The organism is Desulfovibrio sp. SGI.169 (assembly GCF_050313595.1).
GTDB lineage: Bacteria > Desulfobacterota > Desulfovibrionia > Desulfovibrionales > Desulfovibrionaceae > Desulfovibrio.
This window is the reverse complement of sequence record NZ_JBNPLS010000015.1, coordinates 51,210-70,826: the sequence shown is the minus strand read 5'-3', so window position 1 is coordinate 70,826 and position 19,617 is coordinate 51,210. Positions and strand designations below refer to the sequence as shown.

At 63.1% G+C, this 19,617-nt stretch carries 19 protein-coding genes; 4 read left to right on the top strand and 15 right to left on the bottom strand.

Annotation, left to right across the window (positions count from 1 at the left end):
- Window positions 1-157: 157 nt before the first annotated feature.
- The 8 genes from ACQRA4_RS09150 to ACQRA4_RS09115 all read right to left on the bottom strand — a co-directional run bounded on the left by ACQRA4_RS09150 (window position 158) and on the right by ACQRA4_RS09115 (window position 8,455).
- Entirely contained in the window at window positions 158-1,483 is a 1,326-nt protein-coding gene (locus ACQRA4_RS09150) for an MmgE/PrpD family protein (protein WP_427822768.1), read from the bottom strand.
- A 129-nt stretch (window positions 1,484-1,612) separates the two neighbouring features.
- Window positions 1,613-2,614, bottom strand: a complete 1,002-nt coding sequence (gene dctP / locus ACQRA4_RS09145) for a TRAP transporter substrate-binding protein DctP (RefSeq protein ID WP_427822767.1) — start codon at window positions 2,612-2,614, stop codon at window positions 1,613-1,615.
- A gap of 46 nt (window positions 2,615-2,660) precedes the next feature.
- Window positions 2,661-3,962, bottom strand: coding sequence for a TRAP transporter large permease (locus ACQRA4_RS09140; protein WP_427822766.1), 1,302 nt, complete (start codon window positions 3,960-3,962; stop codon window positions 2,661-2,663).
- Window positions 3,953-4,441, bottom strand: a complete 489-nt coding sequence (locus ACQRA4_RS09135; RefSeq protein ID WP_427822765.1) for a TRAP transporter small permease — start codon at window positions 4,439-4,441, stop codon at window positions 3,953-3,955. Before ACQRA4_RS09135 ends, ACQRA4_RS09140 begins: the two co-directional genes overlap by 10 nt.
- A 288-nt stretch (window positions 4,442-4,729) precedes the next feature.
- Window positions 4,730-5,122 (bottom strand): Rid family detoxifying hydrolase, encoded by a 393-nt coding sequence (locus ACQRA4_RS09130; protein ID WP_427822764.1) that lies wholly within the window; start codon window positions 5,120-5,122, stop codon window positions 4,730-4,732.
- A gap of 12 nt (window positions 5,123-5,134) precedes the next feature.
- On the bottom strand, window positions 5,135-6,016 hold the full coding sequence (locus ACQRA4_RS09125) for a MurR/RpiR family transcriptional regulator (protein WP_427822763.1): 882 nt from the start codon (window positions 6,014-6,016) through the stop codon (window positions 5,135-5,137).
- Between the two features lie 150 nt (window positions 6,017-6,166).
- The gene (hflX, locus tag ACQRA4_RS09120) at window positions 6,167-7,816 is read right to left on the bottom strand and encodes a GTPase HflX (RefSeq protein ID WP_427822762.1); all 1,650 of its coding nucleotides are present in this window, start codon (window positions 7,814-7,816) and stop codon (window positions 6,167-6,169) included.
- A gap of 48 nt (window positions 7,817-7,864) precedes the next feature.
- Window positions 7,865-8,455, bottom strand: coding sequence for an IMP cyclohydrolase (locus ACQRA4_RS09115; protein WP_427822761.1), 591 nt, complete (start codon window positions 8,453-8,455; stop codon window positions 7,865-7,867).
- Between the two features lie 191 nt (window positions 8,456-8,646).
- Between ACQRA4_RS09115 and ACQRA4_RS09110 the strand changes: the two genes are divergently transcribed.
- Window positions 8,647-9,453, top strand: coding sequence for an exodeoxyribonuclease III (locus tag ACQRA4_RS09110; protein WP_427822760.1), 807 nt, complete (start codon window positions 8,647-8,649; stop codon window positions 9,451-9,453).
- A gap of 172 nt (window positions 9,454-9,625) precedes the next feature.
- Here the strand turns inward: ACQRA4_RS09110 and ACQRA4_RS09105 are convergent, their stop codons facing one another.
- The 6 genes from ACQRA4_RS09105 to ACQRA4_RS09080 all read right to left on the bottom strand — a co-directional run bounded on the left by ACQRA4_RS09105 (window position 9,626) and on the right by ACQRA4_RS09080 (window position 13,882).
- Window positions 9,626-9,937: a pseudouridine synthase gene (locus ACQRA4_RS09105; RefSeq protein ID WP_427822759.1), complete on the bottom strand. Its 312-nt coding sequence runs from the start codon at window positions 9,935-9,937 to the stop codon at window positions 9,626-9,628.
- A gap of 140 nt (window positions 9,938-10,077) precedes the next feature.
- A complete protein-coding gene (locus ACQRA4_RS09100; RefSeq protein WP_427822758.1) occupies window positions 10,078-10,704 on the bottom strand; it encodes a tetratricopeptide repeat protein in 627 nt (208 codons plus the stop codon).
- On the bottom strand, window positions 10,701-11,093 hold the full coding sequence (locus ACQRA4_RS09095; RefSeq protein WP_427822757.1) for a hypothetical protein: 393 nt from the start codon (window positions 11,091-11,093) through the stop codon (window positions 10,701-10,703). Before ACQRA4_RS09095 ends, ACQRA4_RS09100 begins: the two co-directional genes overlap by 4 nt.
- Window positions 11,094-11,097: 4 nt before the next feature.
- The gene (locus ACQRA4_RS09090; protein ID WP_427822756.1) at window positions 11,098-11,766 is read right to left on the bottom strand and encodes a YkgJ family cysteine cluster protein; all 669 of its coding nucleotides are present in this window, start codon (window positions 11,764-11,766) and stop codon (window positions 11,098-11,100) included.
- A 393-nt stretch (window positions 11,767-12,159) separates the two neighbouring features.
- Window positions 12,160-12,348 carry a ferredoxin gene (locus ACQRA4_RS09085; RefSeq protein ID WP_022655044.1) on the bottom strand — a complete coding sequence of 63 codons (189 nt, stop codon included), beginning with the start codon at window positions 12,346-12,348 and terminating at the stop codon, window positions 12,160-12,162.
- A 178-nt stretch (window positions 12,349-12,526) separates the two neighbouring features.
- Window positions 12,527-13,882 carry a trypsin-like peptidase domain-containing protein gene (locus ACQRA4_RS09080; protein WP_427822755.1) on the bottom strand — a complete coding sequence of 452 codons (1,356 nt, stop codon included), beginning with the start codon at window positions 13,880-13,882 and terminating at the stop codon, window positions 12,527-12,529.
- A gap of 286 nt (window positions 13,883-14,168) precedes the next feature.
- Here ACQRA4_RS09080 and cobT point away from each other — a divergent pair, with 286 nt between their 5' ends.
- A complete protein-coding gene (gene cobT / locus ACQRA4_RS09075) occupies window positions 14,169-15,308 on the top strand; it encodes a nicotinate-nucleotide--dimethylbenzimidazole phosphoribosyltransferase (protein WP_427822754.1) in 1,140 nt (379 codons plus the stop codon).
- Window positions 15,309-16,310 (top strand): ABC transporter ATP-binding protein, encoded by a 1,002-nt coding sequence (locus ACQRA4_RS09070; RefSeq protein WP_427822753.1) that lies wholly within the window; start codon window positions 15,309-15,311, stop codon window positions 16,308-16,310. It abuts the gene before it with no gap.
- Between the two features lie 55 nt (window positions 16,311-16,365).
- Here the strand turns inward: ACQRA4_RS09070 and speA are convergent, their stop codons facing one another.
- Window positions 16,366-18,282, bottom strand: a complete 1,917-nt coding sequence (speA, locus tag ACQRA4_RS09065) for a biosynthetic arginine decarboxylase (RefSeq protein ID WP_427822752.1) — start codon at window positions 18,280-18,282, stop codon at window positions 16,366-16,368.
- Between the two features lie 233 nt (window positions 18,283-18,515).
- Here speA and ACQRA4_RS09060 point away from each other — a divergent pair, with 233 nt between their 5' ends.
- Window positions 18,516-19,607: an efflux RND transporter periplasmic adaptor subunit gene (locus ACQRA4_RS09060; protein WP_427822751.1), complete on the top strand. Its 1,092-nt coding sequence runs from the start codon at window positions 18,516-18,518 to the stop codon at window positions 19,605-19,607.
- The last annotated feature ends 10 nt before the right edge of the window (window positions 19,608-19,617 follow it).

Genomic DNA, 19,617 nt, shown 5'->3' with positions numbered 1-19,617 from the left:
CTGTGCCACACCTTCTTTTCCGCCATTTGCATCGCTGCCTTTGTCACCTTTTATATTTAATGAGTCCTGAACCTAGTTTTTCATTTGCGAAAAACCACGTTTTTCGCAAACGATCCCGCAAAAATTCTTCGCGGAATTCCGCGCGGGCAGGCGGGCATCACGGCCTGGCGCGCGGCAACAGTCGCCTGGCGTCTTCCAGACTTTCCGCGCGCCAGATGCATCCGGCCAGGCGTTGCGCCTCGGCTTCGCCACAGAGGGGCGTGGCGAGACGCAGAAATTTTTCGTGCAATTCGGCGTCGGTGGGGCTGTCATCCGCCTCCCAGGGTGGGGCCAGCGTGCCGGATATATAGACGCGGCCCCGCGCTTCCAGAACCACTTCCGCAAGAGTCCGGGCCGGGAACTCCCGTTCAATATCCTCGCGCACCTCGACTTCCACCTTGTCCTGAAGCTCCAGAACTTCGGGGGCGAAAAGCCGGGGCGGAAGTACCTGCGCGCCGCTCACGCAGCCGTCCGTCAGAGCCACAGCCACGGGATAGGTCAGATTGTACTGGGCCTGCTCGGTATTTTGGGGATGCTCGCGACTCAATGCGGCGGCATGGCTGAAGGTGTACACGCGTATTTTTTTGATGTCGCCGGGGGCGAGATCATGTTTTCGGGCCAGGGCCAGAGCGCCGGCCACGGCGGCATGGGTCCAGCGGCAGCAGCAGAACGGCTTGAAATAGAGATGGAGAAAATGAAAATTCCGGCCCAGGCCGTCCAAATCCGGCTTTGCCGCTTCGCTGAACAGCGGCTCCGGCGCGGTAAAGCCTTCACGCGCCAGAAGCAGGGAGGACATGGCTGTAAAGGCCCCCCAGCCGACGCCGTCCTTGGCCATGCAGGGGGTTTGCACGCCACGCAGAATCAGCCCCAGGGGGCTGTGGTAATCAGCTGCGCCCAGCGCCTGGCGCAAAACGCCGCGCGGCAGTCGCAGCAGGCGTCCGCCGGCGGCGGTCGCGCCCAGAGAAGCCCATGCGCCTGAAGTGAAAACATTGCGGGCGTCCGTATTGCGCAGAAGCCCTGCCCTGATGGCCACCTCATAGCCGACGACCAGCGCCTCCAGCAACTCGTTGCCGCTGACGGGCGCGGGCGCGGTTTCGAGCAGAGCCAGAAGCACGGGCAACAGACAAGCGCCGGGCCTTCCCTGGGTGGGGCGATAACCATGCTCCACATCCAACGCATTGGAGGCGAAGCCGTTGGCGAAGGCGGCCCCAAGCAACGAGGCCGCGCCGCCGGCCAGCAGCGTGCAGCGTTCTTTCGGGGTCTGGGGCAGATGAGCGGCGGCCAGGCGCGCGCTCAGAACCGCCAGGGGCGTCTGGCAGCCGGCCAGCAGCGCGCCGAGGCCGTCCAGCAGGCAGCGTCGCGCCTGGTGAACCACGGCGGCGTCGCTTCGGCTCAGATCAAATTGCGTTATGAACTCCAGAACCGTGTCGGTGCCGGTGCGCATGGGGGCATCCTTTATGTCGGGCCGTTGCATTGTGAGCGTATCCCGGCGGCTGTATGGGCAAAATGGCTGTGGCGTTCGCCCGCGCCGCGTCCGAAATTTTATGCGAACGCGGCGCGGTACGGGATATGTTTATTCAACAATGGATTCCAGGGCCTTGCTAATCCAGACCCTGTCGATTTTTTCGCTCAGCGCGGGCCAGCACTGTTCCCTGGCGGCTTTGGCAAAAGCGTTGATCACCTCTGGCGAAACATCCATCACCGTCACGCCGGCCTGCCGCAATTTGGAACGGTAACTGGCGTCCAGGGCGGTGAAGTCGGCGTAGCGACGGGCCTCAAGCTCTCCGGCGGCCTGGGTGAGGGCCTTTTTCTGCGCATCGGACAGGCCCTCCCAAAGTTTGAGGTTGATCATGACCGGCCAGAGCTGGATGAAGTCGTTGAGCGGTATGTAATATTTCACCAGATCGCGGTAGTTCACATAATTGCCCACGGCTCCGAAGCCCAGCACTCCGTCCACGATGCCCGTTTGCATGGCGGTGAAGGTATCTGACATGGGGATGGGCGTGGGCTGGTAGCCCATGCTTTCGGCATGCAGGGCGAACGAGGGGTCATTGGGCACGCGCAGCTTGATGCCCTTGGGGGCCCCGGGCGTGTCCCAGTCTTTGGGCAGTGTTTTGCTGCCCACGCCGCCGAAGAAGAGCGGCACATAGGTGACGGGATAGATGTTCTGGCCGATGAAGAGCTGATCAAGAGCGGTGCGGAAAGGCGCGCCCGCGGCCAGATTTTTTTGCAGCATGGCCGCGTCCTTGAACAGATAGGGGAAATAGAGAAAAGAGATGCGCTTATCCGCCTGCGAGCTGGGCGGCTGGGTGGCCATTTCCAGACCGCCCATGGAGACCCGTTGCTGCATCACCGTCCAGTCGCCCAGTTGCATGGCCGGAAAAACCTTGATTTTGATTTCTCCGCTGGTCAGTTCGCCCACGCGCCGGGCGAAATCCTGAATGGCGAGGTCTTCCGGCGTGTCCTTGGGCAGGGTGTGCCCCAGTTTCCATACCTTGCCGGCCGTGGCGGGCGTGGCGCCGAGCGCGCAACATGCCAGGACTGCGCATAACAATGCAGTGAAATGTCTGAACATCTGAAGTCTCCTTGTGTGTTGGAGTGTTTCCCCGCGCGCGGGGAGGTCAGACGAGTCCGAAAAACCGCGGCAGCCACATGGCCAGCGGTTCCCAAAAAGTCACCAGAAAGCACATGGGAATGTAGCCGAGACAAAGCAGCAGCGTCACCGGGCCCACAATGTCCGCAAATTCCACCTTGCCGATGCGCATGCTGAAATAGAGAATGCCGGCGAACGGCGGAGTCAGCGTGCCCATGGAAAGGTTGACGCCGATAATGGCCGCGAAATGTACGGGATGGATGCCCATGGCCTTGACCAGCGGCAGCAGCAGGGGCGACATCAGCAGAATGCCGGTCACGTCGTTGAGGATCATGCCGACGAAGATGAGCACGGCGTTGATCAGCAACAGCAGAACGACCTTGTTCCGCGTGACGCCAAGCAGAAAGTCGGCCAGCTCTTGCGGCAGACCGCCGAAAACGAACTGCTGGCTGAGCATGAGCCCGAAAAGAACCATGACCATGATGGAGCCCACCGCGGTGGCCGATTCCTTGGCGGCCATGCTGATGCTCTTGGGCCGGAGACCGCGGTAAATGAACAGTCCCACGGGGATGGCATAGGCGCAGGCCACGGCGGCGGATTCGGTGGGCGTCATGATGCCGCCGTAAATGCCGCCGAGAATGATGACGGGCATCATCAGGGCGGGCAGGGCCGCCAAACCGGTTTGAGGCAGTTTTTTCAGGGCCTGGCCGAAGGATTCGCCGGAAACCCGGATGGGCCGCCGCCGGACGTAACAGGCGTTTACCAGGCAGAAAATCAGCATGAGAAGCAGGCCCGGCAACAGGGTGGAGAGAAAGCAGGCCAGAATGGATGTTTCCGTGACCCAGCCATATACCACCATGTTGATGCTTGGCGGGATGAGCAGACCCAGCACCGAGGCGTTGGCGATAAGGGCCGTGGCATACGCCCGGTCATAGCCCTGGGCTTCCATGCGCGGGATGAGCAGCGGCCCGGTGGCGGCCACGCCGGTGAGGCCGCTGCCGGAGATGGCGCCGATGATGGCGCAGGCCGCCACCGCCACTGTGCCCAGGGCGCCCTTGAAGCGCCCCAGCAGCAGATTGCACAGACGCAGCAGGGCGTCGGCGATGCCGCTTTCGCTCATGAGGTTGCCCGCGAAGACAAAGAGCGGGATGCAGAGCAGCACGGGGTTGATAAGCTGTTCAAAGCCCCAGAGGAACATGCCGCTCATGCTGCCTATGTCAGTGCAAAGCGTCATGTACATGAGCGCGCCGCCAAAGCAGAAGGGCAAGGGCGTGCCGAAGGACAGCAGAAAAACCAGAATGGCGATGCTGATGACAAGGTCTACGAGCATGGCGGTTCCCCCTTGTGGCGCAGCGCCCGCATGTGCCGGGCGCTATTGACGAGCTGAACCAGGGTGTACCAGGTGATGAGCAGCATGCCCGCGCACAGGGCTGTTTCACCGATGGTCATGGGGAGGAAAAGATAACCGGTTTTTCTGTCCGTCTCGAAGGCGTAGAAAAAATATTCCACGGCATGCCAGGTGAGCCAGCTGGAAATCACGGCGCTGAAGCACTGCGCGCACAGATCGAAAAATGCCGTTTGCCGGGGGCTTGAAAAGAAAACCGGCAAAATTTTCGCCACAATCTGCGTATTTTCGCGCGAGGCGTTGGCGCAGCCCAGCATATACAACCAGATCGCCGGAAAGATTATGGATTCGTCCAGCCACATGATGGGCATTTCCAGAATATAGCGCAGAAGCACCTGCAGGCACTCCATGACGGCCACCAGGCAGAGCAGGAATGTGAGCAGACAGCGAAAAACACGTTCCATAAAATCCTCCGGCGCGGCCTCGGATTTTGTCAGAGTAGGGCCCTGTGAATGCGCTGTTGGTCAGGGGGGTGGCTGGTTGTGATCCGCCACAATTATCCGCCAAAAACGGCCTTTTTCACACTGTCTGCGCCACCGGGCTAATTTTGCCGGCCATGCGCATGAGCACACTCTCTCCAAAAATCGCCCATTTTTGCCAGCGAGAAAAATCCCGTTTTTGCTCATCGCGTCAGCGCACAAAGCGCCACATCCCGAACCGGCGGCGGTTACTCCGGGGCCTGAGCCTGTTCATCAATCATCACGACGCGGTACTGCCGCCAGGAGTTCAATTTCAACCCTGGCGTTCAGGGCCATGCCAGCTGTGGCCACGCAGCAGCGCGCCGGGTAGTCTGAGCTGAAATAGCTTTTGTATTCCTCATTCATGGCGGTGAAGTCGGCCATGTCGGCAAGATAGACCGTGGCCTTGAGCACATCGTTCCAGCTTGCCCCGGCCGCGCGCAGCACGGCTTCAAGATTGCGCATGCATTGCCGCGTCTGGCTGGCGGCATCGGGGCCGGCCATCCTGCCTGTGGCCGGGTCAATCCCTATCTGGCCGGATGTCAGCAGCAGGCCGTCATGTATGACGGCCTGACTGTAAGGGCCGATGGCGGCGGGCGCGTCCGGGGCGGTGACAGTGACTTTCATGGCAAGGTTCCTTTAGTGTTTGACGTGGGGGCCACGCAGAAAAAACGATTCCTCGACCAGAGCGTCGTAATCGCGCAGGCGCTGTTCCGTGGCGCTGTACTGGGCATGCCCGAATTCGACGCAGAGAATATTGATCAGGGCCATGACCGGCCCCATGAGGTCGATATATGAAACAATGTCCACATCCAGCGTGAAAAGGATGTCGCTCAGCGGAGCCAGGGGGGAAAACTCGCTGTTAGTGATGCCTACCACCACGGCTTTTCTGCGTTTGGCCTGGGCGGCCAGATCCAGCGCCACGCGCGAATAGCGCGGAAAGGCGAGGCAGAATACCAGGCTGCGCTCGTTCAGCCGTGAAATGGCGGCGGCCTGCATAACGTCGGAACCGCTGAGAGAGCGAACCTTGTCGCTGATTTTCGTCAGAAGCTGTTCAAAGTATACGGCAAAGGGATAGGCGCTCATTCTGCCCACCACACTGATGGAGGCGCATTCCCCCATCTGCCTGACGCAGCGGCTGATGGCTTCGGCGGGCAGGCTGTTGAGCAGCTTGTGCATGTTGATCATGTCACGCTCCACCACGGCATGGGCGACGCCGCCGGCGGCGGCGTCATTCTGCGCGTAGGCGTGGCGGAAAAAGCCCGCATGGGAGATGTCGTCCTCAATGACGCGCTGCACCGAGCGGGAAAACTCCAGAAAGCCCCTGTAGCCCAGAGAGCGGCAGAAACGGCTTACCGTGGGGCGCGAAACGCCGATGCGGTCGGCAAATTCCGAGAGGGAAAGCAGCCCCAGGGTTTGGGGGTGTTCACAGATGAAGATGCCCACTTTTTTTTGCAGGGTGGGCAGGCCAGGGATGGCGCGCCTGATTTCATCGAGCAATTTTTGAACCATATTATTCATTTCGCCTTGTTTTGTTCTTTTTTTTTTATGTATAGAAAAAAAATGAACATGTCAATTATTCATGAAAAATTTTTTTCATAACAGGAAAAGGCGGCGTGAAGGAACCCGCCCGACCCGGCGGCATGCGGGAAGAGCGTGGCGGAGAGCGGCTCAGTTCAGAGAGAGGGGCGGGTATGCGGCGACAGGGGGGGCGCTTTGGATCAGCAGTTCCGTTTCCAGGCGTTCCAGCAGCGGGGCGAGCCCCTCCCCGTTTTTGGCCGAAACAGGCAGGGCAAGGGGAAAGGCGTCGGCCAGTTCGGCCCGCGCCGCCGCCGCGAGCTGATCCCACTTGTTGAGCGCCAGCAGGCGCGGCACGCGGTCCAGCTCCATCTCGGCCAGAATGGTTTCCACGGCCGTGATCTGCTGAAGCAGGTCGGGATGCGAGGCGTCAGCCACATGCACCAGCAGATCGGCGGCCTCCAGCTCTTCCAGGGTGGCGCGGAAGGCGTCCATGAGTTCTTTGGGCAGATTGCGGATAAAACCCACGGTATCAGCCAGAATGACTTCCCGCTCAGCGGGAAAGCGCAGCCGCCGCGTGGTGGGGTCCAGCGTGGCGAACAGCTTGTTCTCCGCCAGCACTCCCGAGCGGGTTAGGGTGTTCAGCAGGGTGGACTTGCCCGCGTTGGTGTAACCCACCAGCGCGGCCAGCGGGACGCCCTGACGCGAACGGCGGGCGCGGGTAAAGGCGCGTTGCCGCCGCAACTGTTCCAGCTCTTTGCGGATGCGCGCCATGCGTTCACGGCTTTTGCGGCGGTCAGTCTCCAGCTTGGTTTCGCCGGGGCCGCGCCCGCCAATGCCGCCCATAAGCCGGTCCATGGCCCGGTTTTTACCCACCAGGCGCGGCTGGGTGTAGCGCAACTGGGCAAGTTCCACCTGGAGTTTGCCAGCTCTGCTCACGGCGTGCTGGGCAAAAATGTCCAGAATGAGCTGGGTGCGGTCAATGACCTTGCGCTCTGTGATGTCGGCCAGATTGTGCAGCTGGGCGGGAGAAAGCTCGCCGTCGAAAACCAGCATGCCCGCGCGGCCCTGCAGGGCCAGCACCTCCAGTTCCGCCACCTTGCCCTTGCCCAGGATCAGGCGCGGGTTGACCTGGGCCACGCGCTGCACCATGCGCCCGGCCACGGTCAGCCCGGCGGTGCGGGCCAGTTCGGCCAGTTCGTCCAGGTTGCGCTCTTGCAGGACGCGGGGCTGGGCCGCCACGGAAACCAGCAGGGCGCGCGGCGCGTCCGCAGCCTCCCGCGCGTTCTCGACGCGCCGGGCCAGTTCTTCCTCCAGGGCTTCGGCCGTGGCCGCGAACCGCGCGGCGGTGCGATCCCAGGGTTGGGGCGCGTCCAGATGGTAGGGCCTGTCCGCCGCGCCTGACGGCAGCAGATGCGCGGCCTGCCACTGCACGGGATCGCCCGCGGGGTTCACGCTCAGGGCGATGACCGCATCCAGACGCAGAAATAGCATATCCATCAGGTCTTCCTGGCTGATGCCGTCCGGCGAAAGATGGGTGTGCAGCAGGCGCAGGCCGCGCAGGCGTTCCTGCCCGGTTCGCGCGCGCGGCAGTTCGGGGATGAGAATGCCGCCCGCCTGCCCCACCAGCACCATCTGCACCCGCCCCTTGCGGTCAATGAGCAGGCCCAGCTGCCGGCCTATGGCGCGCGACAGAAGAGCCAGCTCGCGCGCCTGCTCAATGGTGTAGACATCCGCCGGCGGAAAACGGCGGTTGAACAGGCGGTTCAGCGCATTGAGCTGGCTCGGCTTGAGCCCCTGCACATTGCCTTCTGGCCTGGGAATGGCGCGCCCTCCTTGCGGTGCGCGGCCTTACGGCCGCAGGTAGGAGGTAATCAGCGCGTCATAGCGCGATGTGGCCTCGAAAGCCCGCGACGCCATGACCTGCCGGAAGTCGAGGCTCACGCTCATATCGCGCTGGCGCAGTTCGTCCATAGCCGCGCCATACCACTGGGGCGAGGGCAGCACCAGAACGCTGTGGAAATTTTTGGCCGCCGCGCGCAGCATGCAGGGGCCGCCGATATCAATCTCCTCCACGGCGTCTTCCAGGGAAAGGCGGCGTTCCACCGCGCCGGCGAAGTCGTAAAGATTGACGCAGACCAGATCAAAGGGGCGGATGCCCTTTTCGGTCAGAGTCTGCATGTGGAAGGGGTCATCCTTGCTGGCCAGGATGCCCGCGTGAATCTTGGGATGCAGGGTTTTGACCCGGCCCCCCAGAATTTCCGGAAAGCCGGTTACCGTGCTCACGGCGGTGACGGGCAGGCCCGCCGCCTCCAGCGCTTTCTGGGTGCCGCCGGTGGAAATCAGCTCCACATCGCGGGAGCTGAGAAAGGTGGCAAAATCCACCAGGCCGCTCTTGTCCGTAACGCTCAGGATGGCGCGACGGATTGGTAGAACTTCCATACAGGGGCTCCTTCAAAGGTGGGCCGGACACGGGCAAGAGGCCGCGCGTTCCCGACAAAGCGCGTTTGGGAGGATGCGGCGTTCCGTCCGGCAACGTCTTCGTGTAACGAAAAAGCGCCGCGCGCGCAACGTGTCCGGCGCGGCTTGCCCAGGGAGGCGGCCTTGGCTATGCTGCGGCCCGTGGAGGACATATGCTCATCAAACTCGTCTCCTGGAATGTGAACGGCCTGCGGGCGCTCTCCGCCAAGCCGGAGTGGGGGTGGTTCGCGCGCACCGATGCCGGAATCGTGGCCCTGCAGGAAACCAAGGCGCACCCGGAACAGCTCAGGGAGGATCTGGCCAGCCCGGCGGGCTGGGAGGCGCACTGGTCCTCAAGCGTCGTGAAAAAAGGCTATTCGGGGGTGGCGGTATTCAGCCGGTTCAAGCCTCTGGCCGCGCGCGCCGAATTGCCCGACCCGCGGTGGCAGGGCGAAGGCCGTCTGCTGCATCTGGAATTTCAGGATTTTCATTTTTTCAACGGCTATTTCCCCAACGGCGGGGCCGAAGAGCTGGATGAAAACGGCAGGCCCACGGGCCGATTCAGGCGCGTGCCCTACAAGATGGGTTTTTTCGAGGCTTTCCTCAGCTATGCGGAAGAATGCCGCAAAAGCAAACCCGTTGTGGTCTGCGGCGACTTCAACATCGCCCACAAGCCCGTGGATCTGGCGCGGCCCAGGCAGAATGTGAAAAATACCGGCTTTCTGCCGGAAGAGCGCGCCTTTCTGGACCGTTTCACGGCTCTGGGCTATGTGGACACCTTTCGCAAGGTGCACGGGGACAAGCCTGACCAGTATTCCTGGTGGTCGTATAAAACCCGCGCGCGTGAGAAGAATATCGGTTGGCGCATTGACTACTTTTTTGTGTCGGAGGAGCTCGCGCCGGCGGTCAGCGACGCCTGGATAGAAGGCGACGTTCGCGGGTCGGATCACTGTCCGGTGGGGCTGGCGCTGAATGTGTAGGCGCAATGCGGCTGCGGCTGCCCGGGGGCCGCGCGGCGAACGGGCTTTTTCGTTCGCCGGACGCGGGCGCATCATTCAGGCGGGGCATTCAGGTTGAATGCCCGCCCTGCCATGTCGCCCCGCCGGAAAAAAGCAGCGGCGTATTGAAGCCCTGTCGCCTGAGCCGCGGGCTTTAGTCCAGCAGGCCCAGCAGGCGCGCCACCCGCTGTTCGTTAAGACCGGAGTGAACCTGAATCAGCTCCTGACTTTGCAGGGAGGCTTTTTCTTCCACCTGGGCCAAAGTCTGAGAAACCTCTTCCATGCCGGGCAGATGGGGCGTTACCAGAGCGCGTTCTTCCTGCGAGGGCAGCGCGGGCGCGGCGGCTTCGGCGGTTGCGACGGCGTTTTCCGCCGGGCTTGCGGGCAGCATGGCGTTGACCCGCTCCTGAAAGGTGGGGAAATACGATCCCAGATCATTATTGCGAAAGCGGAATTCCAGTTCCATGCGCCTGTGCTCCTTCTTGCTTGCGCGCCGGGTCTCTTCAGCCCCGGACACGAAAAAACGCGGACGGTGGAAAATTTGACCGTCCGCGTTTTTGACAGCAAGAAATATGCCGAAAGCGCACTGTCCGGGGATGCCCTGGCTTATCGCCTGTGCGGCTTCAGCTCTTCCAGAAAGCCTTCCGGCACCTCAAAGCCCAGCTCGCGCGCCTTGTCGGCGGCCTCTATGGCCTGGTCGTACCGCCTGAGGTCAAAGAGGGCCAGGGCCAGGTTGTTCCAGGCCGGGGCGAAACCCGGTTCCTGGGCCAGCAGTTCCCGGCAGGTTTCCTCGCAGGTCTTGAACTCGCCCTTCATGTAGTGGGCCGTGGCCAGAGCGTTCTTGGCCTGCACGAATTTGGGGTCCCACTTCAGGGCCTTGCGCAGGGCCGCTATGGCCTTGTCCGGCTCGCCGCGCTGGAGGTGCACAAAGGCGATGTTGCTCCAGGGAATGGGGAATTTGGCCCGGCAGTTGGCGGCCTCTTCATTATAGCGCAGGCAGCCTTCCAGGTCGCCGCGCTCAAGGCAGATGCCGCCCAGCTGCACATAGGCCTCGGCCAGGTGCGGGGAATTGCGCACCGCGTTGAGCAATGCCTCCTCGGCGGCCGCAAAATCGCGCTTGCTCAGCAGGGCCAGACCCAGATTATAGTAATGGGTGGCGCATTGCTCGTTGGCCTCGATTTCCTTTTTGAGATCCGCGATATATTCGTCCAGATCGTCGTAGCGCTCTTTCATTCGATATGCCCTTCTTTTTTCAGGAGATCGTGATACCACAGACAGAAGTCGAAAATGCCCTGGTATTTTTCATCTTTGTTGACCACACCCAGGGCGCATTCCATGACGCCCTTGCCGTAATCCTTGCTGTACGGCCCCTTGTGGGCCGCCTCACGCAAAAATTCATTGACCAGCTGCTGGGTGGTGCGCTTGCTCACATCCATGCGCAGATCCAGCGGATCATTGGGCTTCTGGAACGGATCCCAGGTTTCATAGCCGATGCGGTCCACGAACTTGCGACGGCGCGGATTCATTTTTTCGTAAATCTCGCGCTTGAGTTTCTCCTGCTCGTCCGTGAGCGTCTGCGGCGTGCCGTCGCGGAAAACAGTGGCCGGAATACTGCTGAACATGGGCCTAATCCTCCGGCCTGGCCGGCCCGATGCCCAGGTAGGCCTCGTCATAGCGGGTGAGCAGGGCCATGGACAGGGGCACATAAACTTCGTGCAGTTCCGTAAAGCGTGACTCCACGGTTTCGGCCACCTTCCGGCTGAGTTCCTCAAGCCGGGCCTGGATTTTGTCCAGATGCACGGTGGGGTAGGCCCTGCCTTTTTCAAAGGCCGAAAAGCCGCAGACGTGTCCCCGCCCGGCAATGGCCGTGGGCACGCCGTACAGGCGGCAGGTGATGGGCCGGGCCTCGTAGAGCAGGCAGCGGTCTTCCCTGTCCAGCAGGGGACAGCGCAACCGGGCCTGGGCTGCCTGCGCCATGATGGCTTCCGGGCTTTCCCCGTCTTTTTCGGCGCGGAACAGTTCCCGCTTCAGACGGGTGAGACGGCGGTCGCTTTCCGAAGCGCGGGTGAGAATGTCGGAACGCTCCGGCCCGTGGGCAAAAGCCGCCTCAAAGGCGCGGTTCAGGTACATGGCCTCCACCAGCGAAAGATCAAACAGGGCGTGGCAGCAGTCGCTACAGCCTTCCTTGCAGGTTACGCAGCCGGGATGCGCCTCGCGCACGCGCGCAAACAGGGCGTCAGCCTCGGCCCGCAAGGTTTCGTAGCGGGAAAATATGGGGCTCAGATCAGGGATCATGGCTTTCCTGCGACAATGAGAACGGGTTACAACAGTGCCGCCAGACGCGCACGCCCGGCGGCACTGTGGAAAGAACAAACGTTCCGTAAACGGGTCATCAACGGAATGCCGCGCGGGCATGCGCCGTTAACCAGGAGCAGACCTCAGTAAGACGCCGCCCGTGAAAAAACCGAATTTTCGGCCCCCAACGCCGCCGGACGTAAAAGGCGGCCTTGCGGCGGGCGGGTCAACGAGAACCGGCCCTGGTGTCTGACCGCAAAAATTCCGCGCAGAACTCCGCGAAGAACTTTTGCGGGATCGTTGGCGAAAAAACGTGGTTTTTCGCTCACGCACGGCGGCTGCGCCGCCGCAAACCCTTGCGGGTTTCGCGGTGTCTACTTTCGCAGGCAGACACTAGGCTTCTTCGACAGTAATGGCGCTGGTTTCACAGACTTCCACACAGGATTCGCAGCCAAGGCACTCTTCGGCGTTCACGGGTTCGGACTTGCCGTCCTTGATTTCATAAACTTCCACCGGGCAAACGTCCACGCATTCGCCGCAACCCACGCACTTGTCGTTATCAACACTCACATTGTAGCCCATTGTTTCCTCCCAAAGTAACTTTGTGTTCTGCTTGACGCAGGGGCGGCTGGAAACCGCTTGTGAAAGGGATAGCTTCAGCCCTTGGCCCTGTCAAGTGCCTTCGGTTTTTTTGCCCGGTTCGGCTCATACGGCCCGTTTCAGACGCGTGAAGGGCCGCGCCTTCCGGCACGCCGCAGGCTCAAAGCACCATGCGCGCGTAATAGCCCCGGCCGTTGCGCGCCACCTGCAAAAGCACCTGCCCGGCAAGGCGTTCCTTGCGGAATGCCTGAAGCAGCTCGGCCATGTTTTTGATTCGCGCGCCGCCCACGCCGGTGATCACATCGCCCTTGCGCAAAAAGGCCGCCGGGCCGTCGGGGCGCACACTGCGGATGACCGGCCCCTGCCCGGATTCCCTCACGCTCAGACCCCAGCGGCGTTCCATGAGCTTTTGGGCCGTGGCGTCGTCAAAGGGCGCGGGCGTCACATCCAGCGCGAGAGCGCTTTCGCCCCGGCGCAGGCTGAGGCGCAGGCTTTCGCCGCCGGTCTGGTTGCGCAGCACGTTGATGTAGTCGCGCCGGTCGCGCACGGGCGTGGCGTTGATGCTTTCAATGATGTCGCCGGGCGCGATGCCCGCCTGAGCCGCCGGCGTGCCCTCAAAAACCGCGCCCACCAGTACGCCGCGCGCTTCCCGCAGGCCCAGGGCCATAGCCATGCGGCTGTCCAGGTCTTCGGCCATGAGCCCCAGCCAGAGCGGCGCCACCCGGCCCTGACCCATGAGATCCGCCATGACCCGGCGGGCCTTGTTGATGGGAATGGCAAAGCCGATGCCCTCGGCCCGCGCGTCCACGGCGGTGTTGACGCCTATGAGCACGCCCTCTATATCCAGCAGCGGGCCGCCGCTGTTGCCGGGATTGATGGCCGCGTCGGTCTGGATAAGGTCTGTGAACACGCCGCCGTCGTTGCGTATGGTGCGGCCCAGGGCCGAAACCACGCCCGTGGTCACCGTGTGGTTGAAGCCGAAGGGGTTGCCGATGGCGATGACGGTTTCGCCGGGCATGATCCCGGCCGAGTCGCCCAGACGCGCGGCGGGGAGGTCGCGCGCGCCCTTGATTTCCAGCACGGCAATGTCAAAATCCGGCTCCGCGCCCTTGACCGTGGCGGGAAATTCGCGTCCGTCCAGCAGGTGAACCATCACTTCGTCGCCGCCCGCGATAACATGGGCGTTGGTCAGCACCAGGCCCTTCCGGCCGTCCACAATGACGCCGGAGCCCAGGCTGACGCGCTTCTGCCGTCCGGGCCGCGCGCCAGGGAAGGCGTCAAAACCCGGAAAGCCGGGGCCGAAGAAGCGTTCCAGAGGGGAGACGCGCTGCCCTTCAACAACATGAGTGCTGGTTATGTTGACCACCGCGGGGGCCACAGCCTTCACGGCGCGAACCACCGGAGTCATGCGCGGACTGTCCGGCGCGGGAGCGGCCGGGCTTTCGGCGGCAAACACGGCCAGCAGGCAGAAAAAAAGCAAAAAGCCACGGACGCTCTGAACAGCAGGACTGGGCATGATCACCTTCCGCGATACGTTTCAGCGTCTGGCGGCTGCCCGCAAAAATTTTTGCATGATTATGCGCGGAACTTTTGCGGTGAGACGCTGGCCGGCCCGGCGCGCGGACATTCGCGCGAAAAGAAAAATGGCCGCGGGCGTTGCGAAACGCATCATACATGACTTGCCGCGCCAGATAAAGCCCCCGCGGTCTCGGGCGATCCCGCCGGCGGAACAGAAGCTGCATGCCGCCTGCGGAAGCCGAACCGACCTTGCGCAGCGGTCCCATACAGGCTACAATCAACCAATGAACAGAAAAATCAGGTTCACCCAGGCCGGGTTTGAACGGCTTTTTCCCGGCGTGCGTATTGAGCGCCCGCAGCGGGAGCATCTGAAGGCGGCCCAGGCCCATCTGGACAATCTGACCAAGCCGCGCGGCAGTCTGGGGCGGCTGGAGGAACTGGCCCGGCGTCTGTACGCCATGCGTCGTGGGGAATTGCCGCTTTCCGTAAGCCCGGCCCTGATGCTGACCGTGGCCGGGGATCACGGCGTGGCCGCCCAGGGCGTTTCGCCCTTTCCCCAGGCCGTGACCCGGCAGATGGTCATGAATTTTTTGCGGGGCGGGGCGGCGGTCAACGTGCTTTGCCGTTGCGCCGGCATGGATTTGCGGGTGGTGGACGCCGGTTGCGCCGGGGGGCCGTTCGCGCCGCATCCCATGCTGCTGGACCGGCGTCTGGGCGACGGCACGGCGGATATGAGCCGCGGCCCGGCCATGAGCCGCGAGGCATGCCTGAGCGGTCTGCGACGGGGCATGGAACTGGCCGCCGAAGCGGCCGGGCGGGGGTATCGCTGTCTGGCCACGGGAGAAATGGGCATTGCCAATTCCACAGCGGGCACGGCTCTCTACTGCGCCTTGCTGGGCCTGGAGCCGGATTCGGTCACCGGCCCCGGCGCGGGTTCCGATCCGGTCATGGTTCGGCACAAGGCGGGCATTGTGCGCGAGGCTCTGCGCGTCAACGCGCCCCTGCTGTCGTCAGGCGATCCGGTGGACATCCTGGCCGCTGTGGGCGGTTTTGAAATCGCCATGATGAGCGGCGTCATGCTGGGCGCGGCGGCGCGCCGCCTGCCTGTGCTGGTGGACGGCTTTATCTGCGGCGCGGCCTACGCGGCGGCGCTGGCCATCTGCCCGGCCCTGGCCGATTATGCCGTGCTTTCCCACGCTTCGGCCGAACCGGGGCACAGCCCGGCGCTGGCCAGACTGCCCCATGCCGAAACCGCTCCGGAAAGGGGGGGGGAACCCCTGCTGCGTCTTGGCATGCGCCTGGGCGAGGGCACGGGCGGCGCTCTGGCCTATCACCTGTTGCGCTGCGCGGCGGCCATATATAATGACATGGCCACCTTTGACGCGGCGGGCGTGACGGCCACCGAAGCGGACAGGATAGCGTAAATGGCGGCCAGGCCGGTTTCTTCGGAGAGTGTGGGCGAGGCGGACGCCACGCCCCTGCTGGCGGCGGTCGACGTATCCCGCCGTTTTACGGCGCGGCGCGGCTGGTTTGGAGAGCAAGAGACGCTTACCGCTGTGGATGGGGTGAGCCTTGCCCTGCGCCGCGGCGAAAGCCTGGGGCTGGTGGGCGAATCCGGCTGCGGCAAGTCCACTTTGGGGCGTCTGGTCTGCGGCCTGCTGGCCCCTTCGGACGGCGGGGTTCTGCTGGAAGGCCGGCCGTTGCCTCTGGCCGGGGCGGGCAGTTGGGCCGCCGGGCGCATCCAGATGGTTTTTCAGGATCCTTTTTCTTCGCTCAATCCGCGTCTTTCCGTGCGGGCTTCCGTGGCCGAGCCGTTGGCCGCCCGAAAGACGCCCCGCGCCGAGCGCCGCCGCCTGGCCGACGAAATGCTTGACGCCGTGGGGCTGGAAGGAATGGGTGGGCGTTATCCGCACGAATTTTCCGGCGGTCAGCGTCAGCGCATCGCCGTGGCCAGGGCGCTGATCACCAGGCCGGATGTGATTGTCTGCGACGAGCCGGTGTCGGCTCTGGACGCCTCTGTGCAGGCCCAGACGCTCAATTTGCTGCGCGATGTGCAGGAGCGCTTCAGCCCGGCCTATCTCTTCATCTCGCACGATCTGGCGGTGGTGGGCTTCATCTGCCCGCGCATTCTGGTCATGTATCTGGGCCAGCTGGTGGAGGAAGCCCCGCGCGAGCGCTTGTTCGCGGGCGCGGCCCATCCCTACAGTCAGGCGCTGCTGGCGGCCATGCCCGCGGACATGCTTGGAGAACGCGGCGCAAAGCCCTTGCCGCGGGCTCTGGAAGGGGAGTTGCCCAGCCCGCTCAAGCCGCCGCCAGGCTGCCGGTTTCATCCGCGCTGCCCCAAAGCGGTGGAGGTCTGCCGCCGCGCGGCCCCGGCCTGGAAGGAACTGGCCCCCGGCTGGCGGGCGCGCTGTCATCTGCTGTGAATGCCCTCTGCATGGCGGGGTTTCAGGCTTTTGCGGCCATAAGCCCTTGTCGCGTTTATCGCTCGAAGTAGGTGTAGCCGCGCAGGCCGTCCTCAAAAGCCTGCATGACGGCAAAGCGTTCGCTGGGCGAGATGCGGCCCCGGCGCACGGCCTGTTCGGCTGTGCCGCGCAAATCCTCAAGAATGCGGCGCGGGTCGTATTCCACATAGCTCAGGATATCGGCCACGGAGTCGCCCCGAATTTCGCGCACATATTCATAACTGCCGTCTTCCGAAGCGCGAATGGAAACCACGTTGGTATCGCCCATCAGGTTGTGCAGGTCGCCCAGCGTCTCCTGATAGGCTCCCACCAGAAAGACGCCCAGGTAATACTCTTCGCCGTCGCGCAGGGGGTGCAGATCCAGTGTGGATTTCATGCCCTGCGGGTCAATGAAATGATCTATGCGGCCGTCTGAATCACAGGTGATGTCCGAAATGATGCCTTGGCGCGAGGGAAATTCATTGAGGCGGTGCACCGGCATGATCGGGAAAAGCTGGTCGATGGCCCAGGAGTCGGGCAGGGATTGGAACACGCTGAAATTGCCGTAATAAATGTCCGCCAGGCTTACGTCTATGTCCGCCAGGTCGCGGGGCACGTTCTTGAGCCGGGTTTTTTCCTGGGCGATGCGCATGATGATGGCCCAGAAAAATCGCTCGGCCAGGGTGCGCTGGCGCAGGTTGACCCGGCCCGTGGAGAAGAGCTGGCGCATTTCGTCACGGTAGTAGATGGCGTCGTTGTAGCACTCCTGCAGGTTGCGCAGCGAGATGCCGGAGAGCACTTCGCGCAGGTTGCGCACGGGTTCGGGCGCGTCCTCGGGCAGCTCGTCGGGCAGCTGCATTTCCTCCACCACGCTGACGTCCAGAATATTGAAAAGCAGCACCGAATAATAGGCCACCGTGGCCCGGCCGGACTCGGTGATGATGTGCGGGTGCGGCGCCCGCGCTTCATCCAGAATGCTCATGATGGCTTCCACCACGTCCGCGCAGTATTCGTCCAGATTGTAGTTGCGCGAGGAAATGTAGTTGGTGTGCGAGCCGTCGTAGTCCACAGCCAGGCCGCCGCCCAGGTCAAGATATCCCATGGGCGCGCCTTCCTGCACCAGCCCCGCGTAAAGGCGCGCGCCCTCCATGACCCCGGTGCGGATGTCCCGGATATTGGAAACCTGCGAGCCCAGGTGGTAGTGCAGCAGGCGGAAGCAGTCCAGCATGTCGTGGGTCTTGAGGGTGTCCACCACATCCACGATCTGGGCCGGGGACAGGCCGAAGGTGGAGCGCTCCCCGCCAGAGTCCGTCCAGTGCCCGCTGGCCTTGACCGACAGCTTGGCCCGCACGCCGAGCTTGGGCCGCACGCCCAGAGCCTTGGCGCGCTCCAGCAGCACATCCAGTTCGCCGGGCATTTCCAGCACAAAAAAGACGTTGAAGCCCAGGCGCAGGGCCTGAAGGCCAAGGTCGATGAACTCCGCGTCCTTGTAGCCGTTGCAGACGATGCAGGCTTCGGTGTCGCGCATCAGGGAGACGGCGGCGATCAGCTCGGCCTTGGAGCCCACCTCCAGCCCGTGGTGGTAGCGCGCGCCGAACTGGGCGATTTTTTCAACAACCTGTTGCTGCTGGTTGACCTTGATGGGAAACACGCCCCGGTACTCGCCGGCATAACCCAGATTTTTGATGGCCTTGCGGAAGGATTCATGAATGCTGGCAATGCGCGAATCCAGAATATTTTCCACCCGCAGCAGCACGGGCATGTCGTAACCGCGCTCATGCAGTCCGGCGATAATTTCCGGCAGGGAAATCTGGGGGCCTTTGGGCCCCTGTGGGCAGACCACCACTTCTCCCGCCTCTGAAACGTTGAAATAGCCGGCGCCCCAGTTGCGGATGCCGTAAAGTTCGATGGAGTCTTCCACCCGCCACTGCTGCAATGCGCGGTTTTTGGCCAACGTGTTCTCCTTGAGTGCCGCCGCACGGCGGGAAACAATAAGGGCATGCGCCCCGAAGCCGCGCCATTATGCCGTGAAAACGCGCAAAGTCAATGTTTGCGGGTGTTGTGGCCCCGGGCGCTTGCGGCCTTCCGCATATTCCTTCATATCCGTACTTGACGAAGGGCGGGGCATGCTTCACTTTTGGCGTATGTGTCGCCGGCCTGTGGCCGCAATCAATTTTGGGGACGAGTATGAGACATCTTCCGTACGGTTGCTTGCTGTTGCCGCTGCTGGCGGTTCTTCTGGCCGCCTGCTCCGGCGAGGACGGCAAGACGGGCGGGCCGCCGCCCGCGCCCGTGCATGTTCGGCCTGTGACGCGCGCCGATGTGCCGCGTCTGCTGCATGTGGTGGGCAATGTCAAGGCTTCGGCCACGGTGGGGGTCAGGCCCAGAGTCACCGGCGAAATTCAGGAAATCCACTTCACGGAAGGGCAGGACGTGCAAGAAGGGCAGCCGCTTATCGGCATCGACCCGCGCCCCTTCGAGGCGGCGCTGCGCGAAAAGCGCGGCCTGCTGGCCAAATCGCAGGCCCAGTTGAACAAGGCCAATGATGACATGCGCCGTTACGGCAAGCTGGTGGGCGGGGGCTATGTGAGCCGCGAGGCCTATGAGCAGACCGCCACGGAAGCGGCGGCCCTCAAGGCCACGGTGCAGTCGGACAAGGCCGCCGTGGAAAGCGCGGCGCTGGACCTTTCCTACTGCACGGTGACCGCGCCCATCAGCGGCCGGGTGGGCGCGCTCAATGTGGACAAGGGCAATATGGTCAAGACCACGGACGACACGCCCGTGGTGACCATTGACACGCTTGCGCCCATCTATGTGAATTTTTCCGTGCCCGAGGCGCATCTGCCGGCAATTCTGGAGCGCATGCGCCAGGGCAGCGTGCCCATCAGGGCCACACCCGCCGGCGGAAGCGGCGAAAGCGGCCTGCTGACCCTGGTGGACAACACCGTGGACACGCGCACCGGCACCATCCGCCTGCGCGGCCTGTTTGAAAATTCCGACCGCCGCCTCTGGCCCGGCCAGTTTGTGGAGGTGGAACTGCCGCTGGGCGTGGCGCGGCAGGCTCTGACAGTGCCCAGCCGCGCCGTGCAGTCCGGCCGCGAAGAGTCCTACGTCTATCTGGTCGGCGGGGATGACCGCGCCGTGTACCGCAAGGTCAGGGCGCTTTTTGAGCATCAGGGCGTCAGCGTGGTGGAGGGCGAACTGACCGCGGGCGACCGGGTGGTGGTGGACGGCCAGGTGCGGCTGGCGCCGGGACTGGCGGTGCAGGTTGTGGAGTGACGGCCGCGCC

What these genes read in the sequence shown, in the direction of transcription:
- ACQRA4_RS09110 (WP_427822760.1), top strand. Translation starts at nt 8,647, where the DNA reads ATGCTCATCAAACTCGTCTCCTGGAATGTGAACGGCCTGCGGGCGCTC.
- ACQRA4_RS09115 (WP_427822761.1), bottom strand. Translation starts at nt 8,455, where the DNA reads ATGGAAGTTCTACCAATCCGTCGCGCCATCCTGAGCGTTACGGACAAG.
- ACQRA4_RS09130 (WP_427822764.1), bottom strand. Translation starts at nt 5,122, where the DNA reads ATGAAAGTCACTGTCACCGCCCCGGACGCGCCCGCCGCCATCGGCCCT.
- dctP (WP_427822767.1), bottom strand. Translation starts at nt 2,614, where the DNA reads ATGTTCAGACATTTCACTGCATTGTTATGCGCAGTCCTGGCATGTTGC.
- ACQRA4_RS09105 (WP_427822759.1), bottom strand. Translation starts at nt 9,937, where the DNA reads ATGGAACTGGAATTCCGCTTTCGCAATAATGATCTGGGATCGTATTTC.
- ACQRA4_RS09150 (WP_427822768.1), bottom strand. Translation starts at nt 1,483, where the DNA reads ATGCGCACCGGCACCGACACGGTTCTGGAGTTCATAACGCAATTTGAT.
- cobT (WP_427822754.1), top strand. Translation starts at nt 14,169, where the DNA reads ATGAACAGAAAAATCAGGTTCACCCAGGCCGGGTTTGAACGGCTTTTT.
- ACQRA4_RS09085 (WP_022655044.1), bottom strand. Translation starts at nt 12,348, where the DNA reads ATGGGCTACAATGTGAGTGTTGATAACGACAAGTGCGTGGGTTGCGGC.
- ACQRA4_RS09070 (WP_427822753.1), top strand. Translation starts at nt 15,309, where the DNA reads ATGGCGGCCAGGCCGGTTTCTTCGGAGAGTGTGGGCGAGGCGGACGCC.
- ACQRA4_RS09125 (WP_427822763.1), bottom strand. Translation starts at nt 6,016, where the DNA reads ATGAATAATATGGTTCAAAAATTGCTCGATGAAATCAGGCGCGCCATC.
- ACQRA4_RS09080 (WP_427822755.1), bottom strand. Translation starts at nt 13,882, where the DNA reads ATGCCCAGTCCTGCTGTTCAGAGCGTCCGTGGCTTTTTGCTTTTTTTC.
- ACQRA4_RS09135 (WP_427822765.1), bottom strand. Translation starts at nt 4,441, where the DNA reads ATGGAACGTGTTTTTCGCTGTCTGCTCACATTCCTGCTCTGCCTGGTG.
- ACQRA4_RS09095 (WP_427822757.1), bottom strand. Translation starts at nt 11,093, where the DNA reads ATGTTCAGCAGTATTCCGGCCACTGTTTTCCGCGACGGCACGCCGCAG.
- ACQRA4_RS09140 (WP_427822766.1), bottom strand. Translation starts at nt 3,962, where the DNA reads ATGCTCGTAGACCTTGTCATCAGCATCGCCATTCTGGTTTTTCTGCTG.
- ACQRA4_RS09060 (WP_427822751.1), top strand. Translation starts at nt 18,516, where the DNA reads ATGAGACATCTTCCGTACGGTTGCTTGCTGTTGCCGCTGCTGGCGGTT.
- ACQRA4_RS09090 (WP_427822756.1), bottom strand. Translation starts at nt 11,766, where the DNA reads ATGATCCCTGATCTGAGCCCCATATTTTCCCGCTACGAAACCTTGCGG.
- ACQRA4_RS09100 (WP_427822758.1), bottom strand. Translation starts at nt 10,704, where the DNA reads ATGAAAGAGCGCTACGACGATCTGGACGAATATATCGCGGATCTCAAA.